General features: G+C 64.0%; 15 protein-coding genes. 10 read left to right on the top strand and 5 right to left on the bottom strand.

From position 1 onward, the window contains the following. Positions 1–86 precede the first annotated feature (86 nt). The 5 genes from argF (at position 87) to queE (ending at position 4001) form a co-directional block, all read left to right on the top strand. Positions 87–1007: an ornithine carbamoyltransferase gene (gene argF / locus SPR01S_RS15910; protein WP_066591112.1), complete on the top strand. Its 921-nt coding sequence runs from the start codon at positions 87–89 to the stop codon at positions 1005–1007. Positions 1008–1125: 118 nt separating this feature from the next. Further along, positions 1126–2031, top strand: coding sequence for an Hsp33 family molecular chaperone HslO (gene hslO / locus SPR01S_RS15905; protein WP_066591110.1), 906 nt, complete (start codon positions 1126–1128; stop codon positions 2029–2031). A gap of 49 nt (positions 2032–2080) precedes the next feature. Then, complete coding sequence (locus SPR01S_RS15900) at positions 2081–2497, top strand: DUF3617 domain-containing protein (protein ID WP_066591106.1); 417 nt, start codon at positions 2081–2083, stop codon at positions 2495–2497. A 176-nt stretch (positions 2498–2673) separates the two neighbouring features. Then, positions 2674–3357 (top strand): 7-cyano-7-deazaguanine synthase QueC, encoded by a 684-nt coding sequence (gene queC, locus SPR01S_RS15895; RefSeq protein WP_066591104.1) that lies wholly within the window; start codon positions 2674–2676, stop codon positions 3355–3357. Between the two features lie 2 nt (positions 3358–3359). After that, a complete protein-coding gene (gene queE, locus SPR01S_RS15890; RefSeq protein WP_066591103.1) occupies positions 3360–4001 on the top strand; it encodes a 7-carboxy-7-deazaguanine synthase in 642 nt (213 codons plus the stop codon). Between the two features lie 24 nt (positions 4002–4025). Here queE and SPR01S_RS15885 read toward each other — a convergent pair whose 3' ends face one another. The 3 genes from SPR01S_RS15885 to lipB form a co-directional block, all read right to left on the bottom strand. After that, positions 4026–4703 carry a hypothetical protein gene (locus SPR01S_RS15885; RefSeq protein ID WP_066591102.1) on the bottom strand — a complete coding sequence of 226 codons (678 nt, stop codon included), beginning with the start codon at positions 4701–4703 and terminating at the stop codon, positions 4026–4028. A gap of 180 nt (positions 4704–4883) precedes the next feature. After that, the gene (locus SPR01S_RS15880) at positions 4884–5111 is read right to left on the bottom strand and encodes a hypothetical protein (protein ID WP_066591095.1); all 228 of its coding nucleotides are present in this window, start codon (positions 5109–5111) and stop codon (positions 4884–4886) included. Between the two features lie 67 nt (positions 5112–5178). Beyond that, the gene (gene lipB / locus SPR01S_RS15875; RefSeq protein WP_066591093.1) at positions 5179–5856 is read right to left on the bottom strand and encodes a lipoyl(octanoyl) transferase LipB; all 678 of its coding nucleotides are present in this window, start codon (positions 5854–5856) and stop codon (positions 5179–5181) included. Positions 5857–6008: 152 nt separating this feature from the next. On the opposite strand from lipB, the gene SPR01S_RS15870 reads away from it, so the two are divergent. Together SPR01S_RS15870 and SPR01S_RS15865 are read left to right on the top strand one after the other, a co-directional pair. Beyond that, positions 6009–6827, top strand: coding sequence for a DUF7847 domain-containing protein (locus SPR01S_RS15870; protein ID WP_066591091.1), 819 nt, complete (start codon positions 6009–6011; stop codon positions 6825–6827). Then, positions 6824–7600, top strand: a complete 777-nt coding sequence (locus SPR01S_RS15865) for a hypothetical protein (protein WP_169803445.1) — start codon at positions 6824–6826, stop codon at positions 7598–7600. The genes SPR01S_RS15870 and SPR01S_RS15865 overlap by 4 nt, the downstream gene beginning before the upstream one ends. Here the strand turns inward: SPR01S_RS15865 and hemF are convergent. Together hemF and SPR01S_RS15855 are read right to left on the bottom strand one after the other, a co-directional pair. Then, complete coding sequence (gene hemF / locus SPR01S_RS15860; RefSeq protein ID WP_066591120.1) at positions 7587–8429, bottom strand: oxygen-dependent coproporphyrinogen oxidase; 843 nt, start codon at positions 8427–8429, stop codon at positions 7587–7589. The genes SPR01S_RS15865 and hemF overlap by 14 nt on opposite strands. Then, the gene (locus tag SPR01S_RS15855; RefSeq protein ID WP_066591087.1) at positions 8426–8875 is read right to left on the bottom strand and encodes a tRNA (cytidine(34)-2'-O)-methyltransferase; all 450 of its coding nucleotides are present in this window, start codon (positions 8873–8875) and stop codon (positions 8426–8428) included. Before SPR01S_RS15855 ends, hemF begins: the two co-directional genes overlap by 4 nt. Before the next feature lie 146 nt (positions 8876–9021). Between SPR01S_RS15855 and petA the strand changes: the two genes are divergently transcribed. The 3 genes from petA to SPR01S_RS15840 are packed head-to-tail and all read left to right on the top strand — an operon-like array spanning position 9022 to position 11779. Continuing rightward, positions 9022–9588 carry a ubiquinol-cytochrome c reductase iron-sulfur subunit gene (petA, locus tag SPR01S_RS15850; protein WP_066591085.1) on the top strand — a complete coding sequence of 189 codons (567 nt, stop codon included), beginning with the start codon at positions 9022–9024 and terminating at the stop codon, positions 9586–9588. A gap of 15 nt (positions 9589–9603) precedes the next feature. Next, positions 9604–10893, top strand: a complete 1290-nt coding sequence (locus tag SPR01S_RS15845; RefSeq protein WP_066591084.1) for a cytochrome b — start codon at positions 9604–9606, stop codon at positions 10891–10893. 25 nt (positions 10894–10918) lie between these two features. Further along, complete coding sequence (locus SPR01S_RS15840; RefSeq protein ID WP_066591083.1) at positions 10919–11779, top strand: cytochrome c1; 861 nt, start codon at positions 10919–10921, stop codon at positions 11777–11779. The last annotated feature ends 15 nt before the right edge of the window (positions 11780–11794 follow it).

Raw genomic sequence — 11794 nt, 5'->3', positions numbered from 1 at the left:
CAGCCGCACAGCGGCGAGGACGGGACATTTCCCCTCCACCATCGCTGCGCGATGGTCCCCCTCCCCATTTTCAATGGGGAGGAATTATGACCCGCCACTTCCTGAATCTCGCCGATGCCGGTCCGGACGGCGTCGCGGCGATCCTCGCCGATGCGCTCGATCGCAAGGCCGCGCGCGCGGGCTGGCCCAAGGGCAAGGTGGATGCCGACGCTCCGCTCGCCGGGCATGTGCTGGCCATGGTGTTCGAAAAGAACTCGACCCGTACACGGGTCAGCTTCGATATGGCGATCCGTCAGCTCGGCGGAACGAGCATCGTGATGGATGCCGGCCAGATGCAGCTTGGTCGCGGCGAGACGGTGGCCGACACCGCGCACGTCCTGTCGGGCTATGTCGACGCGATCATGATCCGCACCGACGATCACGCCAAGGTCGAACAACTCGCGGCGCATGCCAGCGTGCCGGTGATCAACGGCCTGACCGATTATTCGCATCCGTGCCAGATCGTCGCCGACCTGCAGACGGTGATCGAGGCGGGCTATGCGCTGCCGGGGCTCAAGGTCGCCTGGCTGGGCGACGGCAACAACGTGCTGACGTCGATGATGGAGGCCGCTGGGTTGATGCAGTTCGACCTAGTCGCTGCTTGTCCGCAGGGCTTTCAGCCGACCGACGATGACGTCGCGCTGGCTCAGGGGCGGGCGACGATAGTCGGCAACGCGCGAGAGGCGGTAGAGGGCGCCGACATCGTCGTTACCGATACCTGGATTTCGATGGGTCAGCAGCACGCCGAAACCAAGCTTGCCGCGATGATGCCGTTCCAGGTGACGAGCGAGCTGATGGCGGGCGCCAAGCCGGGTGCGAAGTTCCTCCATTGCCTGCCGGCGCATCGCGGCGAGGAAGTCACCGCCGAGGTGATTGATGGGCCGCAATCGCTGATCTGGGCCGAAGCGGAGAACCGGCTGCACGCCCAGAAAGCGATCCTGCGTTGGTGCTTCGGGCAGATCGGTTGATCGCGGCGGGCGATGCCCCCATCTACGTCGTCCCGGTGAGAGCCGGGGATCTCAAGCAACCGGATGCGCCCGTTGCGGCAAGAGGTGCCAGCTTTCGCTGGCATGACGGAGTAGTGCAGTGACCGACCACATCGAGCTCGACCAGACGATCGGCTTTACCATTCCCGCTCGCCATGCGCGCGGCCGGTTGGTGCGCCTGGGACCGGTGCTCGACGAAATCCTTGCTGCGCATGCCTATCCGCCCGCGATCGAACGGTTGCTCGCAGAGGCGCTTACGCTGACCGCGCTGATCGGCTCGACGCTCAAGGATCCATCGGGGCAACTTACCATCCAAGCGCAGACGCAAGCCGGCGTGGTGAAGCTGTTGGTGTGCGATTATCGCGGCGGCGACTTGCGCGGCTACGTCCAGTTCGATGCCGACCGTCTGGCCGAGGCACCCGAAGAGCCGACTCTGTTTGCCTTGTTCGGCGAGGGATATCTGGCGATCACCTTCGATCTGGCGGAAACCGGCGAACGTTATCAGGGCATCGTGCCGCTCGACGGCGAAACATTGGCCGAAGCCGCGGAAAGCTATTTCGCTCAATCGGAACAGATCCCGACGCTGATCAATTTCGGCGTGACGCGCGATCCTGCCGGCCATCACGTCGCCGGCGGGCTATTGCTCCAGCATTTGCCCGAAGGCGAGATCGGGCGCGAGCGGCTGCATGTGCGCCACGACCATCCCGAGTGGGAGCATGTCGCGATCCTCGGGCGGACGATGGGGGCCGACGAACTCACCGATGCTGCGATCCCGCTGGAGACCCTGATCTGGCGCCTGTTCAACGAAGAAGAGGAAGTGCGCGTACAGACGCGTTCCGATTTCCGTAAGGGATGCCGGTGCGATGCCGCATATATCGCGGGCGTGCTTGCGAAATTCACGAACGAGGATCGGCGCGAGATGGCCGACGAGCACGGCATGATTCATGTCGATTGCGCATTCTGTGCGAAGTCGTTTCCGGTTCCGGCGGAATCCGCCGCCCTATAGTTGTAACACTGCCCGTCCATCGCCACATTTGAATGGCACAGGAGTGGGCATGGGGAAGGGGACGATCATCTTGGCCGCGTTTGCGGCTCTGGCGGGGCTGGGCGCCGGTGTGGCGGTAGCGGCGGGCCCGATCGTGCTCGACCGGCTAGCGCTCGGGCAATGGCAATTGCACGAGATCGGCAGGGCCGACACGCCGCGTCTGATGTGCGTGCACAACCCCTTGCAGATGGTCCAGTTGTTCCACCCCGCTGTGCAATGCACACGCTTTACTATCGACGATGCGCCCGATCACGTCACGATCCATTATACCTGTCAGGGCCGCGGCTATGGCCGCACGACGATCACGCTGGAAAATCCCTCTCTGATTCGCCTCGACACCCAAGGCATCGATCCCGCAGGGCAACCGTTCGACATGGTGTATGAGGGGCGGCGTACAGGCGCTTGTGCGCCCTCTGCAGTCCGTTAAGCCCGCGTTTAGGGTCCATGGCGTATAGGAAAAGGGTGCTCTTCGGGCACGCTTTCCTCCCTGAAAGACGCTGGAAGCGTCCAGACTGGGCCGCCGCGAGGCGGCCCTCTTCTTTTGGTGTGTATTTCGTCTCGTGCTTGCGAGACGGAGCCTAACCTCCTAGCTGCCGCCCGATCATGGAAAATACATCGCCTTTGGCGGTCGCGCTGATCTCGGGCGGCCTCGATTCAATGGTTGCTGCGGCCTCGATGAAGGCAGCGGGCTACCGCCTGCTCGCGCTTTCGATCGATTATAACCAGCGTCATCAGGTCGAACTGGCGGCCGCGCGGCGCATTGCGACCACCTTGGGGGCCGAGCGCCATGTCGTGTTGCCGCTAGATCTTCGCGCGTTCGGCGGCTCGGCGCTGACCGCGGAGATCGACGTTCCCAAGCAAGGCGTCGGCGCCGACATTCCCATCACCTATGTGCCCGCCCGCAACACGATCTTCCTCAGCCTGTCGCTCGGTTGGGCGGAGGCAGCGGGCGCGCGTGACCTGGTGATCGGCGTCAATGCGCTCGATTATTCGGGCTATCCCGATTGCCGCCCCGAATTCGTCGCCGCGTTCGAGGACATGGCGGCACTGGCGACAAAAGCGGGCGTGGAGGGGGACCGTTTCCGTGTCCACGCGCCGCTCCAGCACATGAGCAAGGCGGATATCGTACGCGAAGGCACACGGCTGGGGCTCGATCTCGGGATGAGCTGGTCGTGCTACGACCCGGCGCCAGGGGGAGTGCATTGCGGTCTGTGTGACAGTTGTCGGTTGCGCGCCAAAGGGTTCGAGGAAGCCGGCATTCCCGACCCGACCCGCTACGCCGCCTGACGATGAGCTACGCGGTCAAGGAGATGTTCCTCACGCTCCAGGGAGAGGGCGTGAATGCCGGCCGGCGCGCCGTGTTCGTCCGCTTTGCCGGGTGCAATCTATGGTCGGGGCGCGAACGGGACCGGGCGGCCGCGATCTGCCGGTTCTGCGACACCGATTTCGTCGGCACCGATGGCGAGGGCGGCGGCCGGTTCGCCGACGCCGCTGCGCTGGCCGAGGCGGCAGCAGGCTTCTGGGGTGAGGGGCGTAAGGAGCGATTCTGCGTGCTCACCGGCGGCGAGCCGATGCTCCAGGTCGATGACGCGCTGGTCGATGCGCTGCATGCGGCCGGTTTCACCATCGCGATCGAAAGCAACGGTACGCTGGCCGTGCATCCTGGAATCGACTGGATCTGTATCAGCCCCAAGGCTGGCAGTGCGGTCGTCCAGCGATCGGGCGACGAACTGAAACTGGTCTGGCCTCAGCCGGGAACCGATGTCGATGCGCTGGAGTCCTGGGATTTCGCCCATCTTCTCGCGCAACCGCTCGACACCGGATCGGCCGAAGGCAATGCCGCGAGCGAGGCCGCAGCCATCGCGTTGGTCATGGCCCGGCCGCGCTGGCGCCTGACGCTCCAGGCGCACAAGCGGCTTGGCTTACGCTAGAGCGTGTGACGTGAGGCCTTTAACTTAGCGCCGTTTTTTCTTGGCGCTGCTGCCGCAATAGGCTGCGTTATAGCGTCCCTTGCGCCAGCAGTCGGGCTGGAAGTCCGGCAGGAACAGATAGGTGCGCGCGTAGAAGGCGCGCGGAAATTGCTGCTCGCCATAGGGGATCAGGCTGTTGCGCAGCTCGCCCATATAACGTGTGGCGACGTCACCCAACTGGCCGCGCGGTGCGAAGATCACTTCGCGACCGATCTTGCTCGCGGTCTGGCAGAAGCCATATTGCGCGGCGACGGTGGCGAAGGCCGAATAGGTGCGCGTGCTGAACCGATCGAACGCGCTCTGGCCGGCGGCCTTGGTTTTGGCGCTGCGAACGAAATAGCCGTTGATCGTGTCCAGCGAGCTTTTGAGCTCAGCCGTATGGTCGTGCAGCATCGCGTTGTAATTATCGACCGTGAGCAGCATCGGTGCGAAATCGCATTGCAGTGCCGCGACGTTGAGGGCGGCGCGCAGATTCCACACTAGTCCGGCGCGGACCTCCGTCGGCGTTGCGCCCGGCATGGGCATGCCCATTTCCGGCTCGACACCAGTTACTGCAGCACTGCTGAAATCGTAGGATTTCAGGAAAAATTGCGCCGATGCCGGTGATCCGGCGAACAAGCCGGCGGCAAGCGACAGGCCTGCCATGATACGCACGATCGTCATCCTCGTCCCTTCTCGCGCCCCCTGCGCCGACACTTTCCTACGGTGATTTTCCCGCGTGCCCAAGAGGTTTCCGCGTGTTTAGTTCCGCTGAATATGCGTACGAATCGAAAGGGGCCGCCCGACGAACGGACGGCCCCCTCGATACCTAACCATCCGCCCGAAAGCGGACGACCAGACGAATTACATCGTCGTGTTGGTCGTCGTCGTGGTCGTGGTGTCGTTCGACATCATGTCGGTGCTGTTCATGGCGCCGCCGTCGACCGCAGTCATGTTGTCGGTGGCGGTTTCGTCAGTGACGTTCATGTCGGTGACATTGGTGGTGGTTTCGGTCTTGCTGCAGGCCGAAACCGCCAGGGCGGCGCCCGCGATCATGGTGCCGATCACGGCCTTCGAGATGAAAGAACGCATTTGGAAGCTCCCTAGATAGTGGATTTGGTCGGCTTTTCCGGCCTTATCACCCAAATCGAGGGGGACATTAGACACTAATCCGAAGTTGCTCAAGCCGCTTTTCGTGCGCGGAAAGTGCGTCGAGAAAGTCGGGCAGGTGACGCGCTAATTCGGCGTCAAATGCCTCAAACGAAATGGTTTTTCCAAGCGCTGCCGCACTGGTCACGGCATAGTCGGGCAGGCCGCAGGGTACGATTCCGCCAAAATGTGCGAGATCAGGATCTAGGTTGATCGCGAAGCCATGCAGCGTCACCCACCTTTTCACGCGCACCCCGATCGCGCCGATCTTTGCCTCCTCGGCGCCATGTCCGGTCCAGATACCGACGCGTCCCGATTCGGTCCGCGCCTCTATCCCAAAACCGCCCAGCGTCGCGATCAGCCAGTGTTCGAGCTCATGAATGAAGCATCGAACGTCTCGTCCGCGTCGGTTGAGGTCCAGCACTAGATAGCCGACGCGCTGGCCGGGGCCATGATAGGTGTAGCGGCCGCCGCGTCCGGTCTGCACGACGGGAAAGCGCGGATCGATCAGTTCGGCGGGATCGGCGCTGGTGCCGCCGGTATACACCGGCGGGTGTTCGAGCAGCCAGACGAGCTCGCGCGCATCGCCGGCAGCGACGGCGGCGGCGCGCGCCTCCATCGCGGCCAGGCTTTCGGCATAGGGCACCTGCTCGGTCGAGACGCGCCATTCGATATCGGCGGGGATCATCGCGCGGGGCTACTCCTGCGCGCCGACATGGCGCAAGTCGCCGCCTGCCATAAGATGCTTGGGCGAGGGCGTTGCCAGTCGTGAGCACACGCCCTAGTCAGGCGTCCTCGGACCGGCGACAGGGCTGGCAGGTGGGGAATCGGGGGCCGCATATGGTCAATATGGGAAACGTCTGGGATCGTACCACCGAGTTCCTCAGCGATAATCTGGGTGCGGTGGTTCCGATCGCTTTACTGACGATCTTCGTGCCGCAATCGATATCGGGTGCGATCAAGCTCGCCGGTGCCGCGGTCGCGCCGGGGCTGGGGCAAGCCATCATGCTGGCCTTGCTGCTTCCGATGCTATGGGGCCAGCTCGCCATCGCCGCGCTGGCGCTGCGGCCCGATGCCGGACGCAGCGTGGCGCAATCGGCCGCGACCCGCCATTTCCTCCGATATCTATTGGCCATATTGATCCTGTTCGCCGTGCTCGTCCTGCTGTTCCTGCCGATTGTCCTCGCCCTGGTCGCAAGTGGTGTCGACCTTGCCGCCCTGACCAGCGCGACCGCTGGCCCGAAACCCGATATCTCGCCGGCCATGGCCGGGTTCATCGGTCTTTACGGGCTCGCCTGGCTGATCCTCGCCGTATTCGTGTCGGTCAGGTTCAGCACCTTGCTCGTCGCCGTGGTCGCGGCCGAAGGCGGCGTGGTCGCCGCGTTGCGGCGGTCGTTCGCGCTCAGCCGGGGAATCGCCTGGAAGCTGCTTGGCGTCGTGCTGCTGTTCGGACTGGTCGTCGGCGTCGCGTCGATCGCGGTGACGTCGGTGTTCGGGACCCTGTTCCGCTTTCTCGACCCCAGCGCCGGGCCGTTCTCCATCGGGTCGATCATCGTCGCGATCCTCGGCGGGCTGGTGACGACGGCTTATTATGTCGTCCAGTCGAGCTTCATGGCCAAAGTCTATCTGGCGGCGACGTCGGCACGCGAGGTCGTGTGAAGGTCACTTTTCCTGCTTTGATGCGCGATGCCTGGCGATTGTGGCGGCGCGATTGGGATGTGCTGACGGCGGTGGCGGGGCTGTTCGTCTTCCTGCCTGCGCTGGCGATGGCGATGTTCATCCCCGACATGCCGACGCCGCCTGCGGCAGGCGAAGCCGTGCCGGGTTCGGTCACGATGACGGCCTATGAACAAGGTCTCACGCAGTGGATGCTCAATTACGGCGGCTGGCAGATCGCCGCGCAGGCCGTCGTTTTGTTCGGCCAGTTCGCGATCGTCGCCTTGTACCTGGCGGGTGATCACCCGCCGGCGGGCAAGGCGCTGATGGCGGCGGCGCGACGTTACCCGCTATTGCTGCTCGCCGGCTTGATCATTGCCGTACCGATCGCGGCTGCCCTGGTGCTGGCCCAGGCATTGCCGTTGCTGATGGCGGCGTTTTTCGTGATCGTCTTCTGGGTGTTGGCGCGCACGATCGCGCTGGCGCCGACTCTGCTGGCGGAAGCGCCCGTCGGTGCCTTGCGGGCGATCACCCGCAGCCTGCATTTGACCCGCGGCAACACGCTTGCGCTCGCTGCTTCGGTGATGACCGTGATCCTGGCGATGACGATCGCGACCTGGCCATTCGAGCAGATCGACGCCTGGATGGTGGCGCACGCGCCGAATCCGATCGCGCGCTCGCTAGTCGACGCGATCGCCGCGGCGATCACCGGCCTGGGCGGTATCGCCATGGCGCTGGTTCAGGTCGCCGCATACCGTCGACTCAGGACCAGGTAGCGATTGGCGGCAGGCTCATCAGGATCGCGTCGATATTGCCGCCGGTCTTGAGGCCGAACAACGTTCCGCGGTCATAGACCAGGTTGAATTCGGCGTAGCGGCCGCGCCACTCGCGCATCGCGGCCATGTCGGCGTCGGTAAACGCGTCGCCCATCCGTCGCCGCACGATCCGCGGAAAAGCGTCCAGGAACGCGCGGCCGACATCCTGGGTGAAGGCGAAATTGGTGGCGAAATCGCCTTCGAGATGATCGTAGAAGATTCCGCCGACGCCTCGATGCACCTTGCGATGCGGGATATAGAAATAATCGTCGGCCCATTGCTTGAAGCGCGGATAATGGCCGGGATCGTGGCGATCGCACGCGGCCTTGAGCGTTGCGTGGAAGTCCGCGGTGTCCGCCGCCACGGGCAATGGCGGGTTGAGGTCGGCGCCGCCGCCGAACCAACGCTTGGTGGTCACCAGGAAGCGCGTGTTCATATGGACGGCGGGAACGTGCGGATTGGCCATGTGCGCGACCAGGCTGATTCCGGTCGCGAAGAAGGTGGGGTCCTCGGCCGCGCCGTGGATCGTCTTGCCGAACTCGCCCTCGAACGCGCCGCCTACGGTCGAGACGTTGACGCCGACTTTCTCGAACACCTTTCCCTTCATCACGCCGCGCACGCCGCCGCCACCATCCGCGCCCGACGGATCGACGCGGTCCCAGGGCGTATAGTCGAACCGCGCATCGGACCCGGCCTCGCGCTCGATCGATTCGAATTCGGCGCAGATCAGGTCGCGGAGCTGCTCGAACCACTGTCTCGCGGTCGCCTGTTCGACGTCCAGCTCCTTCATTCGGGCCATCCCTTCGTCTGTCGTAACGCTTCGCCGACCGCGATGGCGGCGGAAATCGCAACGTTCAAGGACCGAAAGCCGGGCCGCATCGGAATCATGACCCGGAGATCGGCGCGATCATGGACCGATTGCGGCACGCCCGCGCTCTCCGATCCCAGCAGCAGGATATCGTCCGGTTCGAATTCCGCCGCATCGAGCCGCACTGCGCCCAAGGTGGACAAAAGGACGATGCGCCCGGCCGCTTGCGCTTCAAATGTCCCCCAGTCGGCGTGGCGCGTGACCTCGGCCTGCGCGGCATAGTCCATTCCGGCGCGCGCCAAGGCGCGGTCGGAAAAGGCGAATCCCATCGGTTCGATCAGATCTACGGGCACGCCGAGACAGGCCGCCAGGCGCAAGATGGTGCCGACGTTTCCGGCGATGTCGGGCTGGTGAAGGGCGATGCGCATAAAAACCCGTTGGCAAAGCGGCATGCCCGTGTCTATCAGGCGCGCAACTTCCGTGGGGACGGAAGGGTTCTGGCGGGCGCGCGGCCTCCTAAAAGGCTGGTTCCCCGAGCGTTCCGCCGCCGGATTTGAAGTGCAAGGGCAGGTGAATGGCGACCGACGACAACAACGATCCGCAGGGTGAGTCGCCCAACGATCCGCGCCGCCGCGACTTTTTGAATATTGCCGCCGTGGCGTTTCCCGCCACCGCGGGCGCTGTCGCGGTGCTCTTTCCGCTGGTCAACCAGATGAGCCCGTCGGCCGACGTTCTCGCGGAATCGACCACCACGGTCGATCTGTCGAAGATCCAGCCGGGCCAGGGCGTCATCACGACGTTCCGCAAACAGCCATTGTTCGTGCGCAACCTGACGCCGAAGGAAGTCGCCGAGGCCAATGCGGTGCCGCTGTCGGAGCTGCGCGATCCCGAAACGCTCGAGAAGCGGACCCAGCCGGGGCATGAGAACTGGCTGATCACGCTCGGCGTCTGCACCCATCTGGGCTGCATCCCGCTCGGCATCAATGAGGGCGACAATCGCGGCAAGTTCGGCGGATATTTCTGCCCGTGCCACGGGTCGCAATACGACACGGCGGGCCGCATCCGTCAGGGACCGGCGCCGAAGAACCTCTTCGTGCCGCCGTACAAGTTCACGTCGCCGACCGCGATTCTGGTCGGCTGAGGGGGGTAGAAGAAGATGAGTTTCCCCTGGGCCAATCACTACGAGCCGAAACAGCCGTTCATGCGCTGGCTCGATGAGAAGCTGCCGTTGCCGCGCCTGGCATATAACGCCGTGGGCGCGGGCTATCCGGTGCCGCGCAACCTCAATTATTTCTGGAATTTCGGCGTGCTCGCCGGCGCCGCGCTGGCGATCCAGATCGTCACCGGCATCGTGCTGGCGATGCATTATCACTCCGACGCCGCGACGGCTTTCTCGTCGATCAACGGCACGATCATGCGCGACGTCAATGCCGGCTGGTTCCTGCGCTATGCGCACGCCAACGGCGCGTCGATGTTCTTCATCGTCGTCTACACGCACATCTTCCGCGGTCTCTATTACGGATCGTACAAGGCGCCGCGCGAGATGGTGTGGCTGCTCGGCGTGGTCATCTTCCTGCTGATGATGGCGACCGCGTTCATGGGGTACGTGCTTCCCTGGGGCCAGATGAGCTTCTGGGGCGCACAGGTCATCACCGGCTTCTTTTCCGCGATCCCCGGGATCGGCGAGACGATCCGCGTATGGCTGCTCGGCGGCTACGCGCCGGACGATGCCGCGCTCAACCGCTTCTTCTCGCTCCATTACCTCCTGCCGTTCGTGATCGCGGCGGTCATCATCCTCCACATCTGGGCGCTGCACATTCCGGGGTCGGGCAACCCGACCGGTGTCGACGTCAAGGGTGAGCAGGACACGGTGCCGTTCCATCCTTATTATACGGCGAAGGACGGCTTCGGACTGGGCATCTTCCTGCTGCTGTTCGCAGCGTTGATCTTCTTCTTCCCGGACATGCTGGGCCATCCGGACAATTACATCGCGGCGAATCCGTTGCAGACGCCGGCGCACATCGTCCCCGAATGGTATTTCTGGCCGTTCTACGCGATTCTGCGCTCGTTCACTTCGGACTTCATCCTGCCGGCCAAGCTGTGGGGCGTGCTCGCGATGTTCGGGTCGATCCTGCTGCTGTTCTTCCTGCCGTGGCTCGACTCATCGCCGATCCGCTCGAACAACTACCGGCCCAAGGCGCGGATCGCTTTCTGGGTGCTCGTCCTCGACGTGCTGATCCTGGGCTATTGCGGCGGTTCGCCCGCCGATCCGCTCTACGTGATCGTCGCACAGGTCTGCTCGGCTTACTACTTCCTGCACTTCCTTGTGATCCTGCCGTGGATCGCGCGGACGGAGCGGCCGGTGGCGTTGCCGAATTCGATCACCGAGGCGGTGCTGGCGGGCAAGGGCGGGACGAGCCCGGCCGAAACCGCGCTGGCGCACTGAGCGAGCTATAGGGGATATACGAGAAATGGTTCGCTGGATTGCAGCTTTGGTCGGGTTGGCGTTTGCGGGCGTGCTCGCGATCGCACTGGTCATCACCGTGTCGGGCGTCGTGTCCGACAGCACGCCCAAAATCTGGACGGGCGCGCCGAAATCGGCCGAGACCGAGTTCCACAAGCATCCGCGCGATGCTGGGTTGAGCTCGGCCGGCGTGTTCGGCAAGTTCGACAAGCAGCAGCTGCAGCGCGGCTTCCAAGTCTACAAGGAAGTCTGCTCGGCGTGCCACTCGCTCAAATATGTCGCATTCCGCGACCTCGCCGGGCTCGGCTATAGCGAAGGCCAAGTGAAGGCGATTGCTGCCGGTTTCGACAACATTCCGTCGGTCAATCCGGACACCGGTGAGGCCGCGACTCGCAAGGGCGTGCCTGCCGACCATTTCCCGCTGGCGTTCGCCAACGACATCGCGGCGCGGGCCGCCAACAACAACGCGATCCCGCCCGATCTCAGCTACATGACGCGCGCCCGCCATGGCGGTGCCGACTATGTCTATTCGCTGCTGACCGGTTATCAGGATCAGCCGGCGGCGCTGTTGAAGGAATTCCCGGAGGCCAAGACGCCCAACGGGCTGCACTTCAATCCGTATTTCGCGAACCTCAACATCGCGATGCCGCCGCCGCTCCGCTCGGAAGGTCAGGTGCAATATTCCGACGGCACCAAGCCGACGGTCGACAATATGGCGCGCGACGTGGCCGCCTTCCTGACTTGGACCGCCGATCCCAATCTGGAGACGCGGCACCAATATGGCTTCATGGCAGTGATCTTCCTGCTGGCCTCGAGCCTGCTGGCATTCGGTGCGTACCGGAACGTCTGGCGCGACGTGAAGCATTGATCGGGCGCGGCCAGC

This window comes from Sphingomonas pruni NBRC 15498 (assembly GCF_001598455.1).
Taxonomy (GTDB): domain Bacteria; phylum Pseudomonadota; class Alphaproteobacteria; order Sphingomonadales; family Sphingomonadaceae; genus Sphingomonas; species Sphingomonas pruni.
This window is presented reverse-complemented; position numbering and strand designations above follow the sequence as displayed.

Coding starts and splice junctions, on each gene's coding strand:
- lipB (WP_066591093.1), bottom strand. CDS start 5,856: ATGATCCCCGCCGATATCGAATGGCGCGTCTCGACCGAGCAGGTGCCC.
- SPR01S_RS15870 (WP_066591091.1), top strand. CDS start 6,009: ATGGTCAATATGGGAAACGTCTGGGATCGTACCACCGAGTTCCTCAGC.
- SPR01S_RS15900 (WP_066591106.1), top strand. CDS start 2,081: ATGGGGAAGGGGACGATCATCTTGGCCGCGTTTGCGGCTCTGGCGGGG.
- SPR01S_RS15845 (WP_066591084.1), top strand. CDS start 9,604: ATGAGTTTCCCCTGGGCCAATCACTACGAGCCGAAACAGCCGTTCATG.
- petA (WP_066591085.1), top strand. CDS start 9,022: ATGGCGACCGACGACAACAACGATCCGCAGGGTGAGTCGCCCAACGAT.
- argF (WP_066591112.1), top strand. CDS start 87: ATGACCCGCCACTTCCTGAATCTCGCCGATGCCGGTCCGGACGGCGTC.
- SPR01S_RS15840 (WP_066591083.1), top strand. CDS start 10,919: ATGGTTCGCTGGATTGCAGCTTTGGTCGGGTTGGCGTTTGCGGGCGTG.
- queC (WP_066591104.1), top strand. CDS start 2,674: ATGGAAAATACATCGCCTTTGGCGGTCGCGCTGATCTCGGGCGGCCTC.
- hemF (WP_066591120.1), bottom strand. CDS start 8,429: ATGAAGGAGCTGGACGTCGAACAGGCGACCGCGAGACAGTGGTTCGAG.
- SPR01S_RS15855 (WP_066591087.1), bottom strand. CDS start 8,875: ATGCGCATCGCCCTTCACCAGCCCGACATCGCCGGAAACGTCGGCACC.
- SPR01S_RS15880 (WP_066591095.1), bottom strand. CDS start 5,111: ATGCGTTCTTTCATCTCGAAGGCCGTGATCGGCACCATGATCGCGGGC.
- SPR01S_RS15885 (WP_066591102.1), bottom strand. CDS start 4,703: ATGACGATCGTGCGTATCATGGCAGGCCTGTCGCTTGCCGCCGGCTTG.
- queE (WP_066591103.1), top strand. CDS start 3,360: ATGAGCTACGCGGTCAAGGAGATGTTCCTCACGCTCCAGGGAGAGGGC.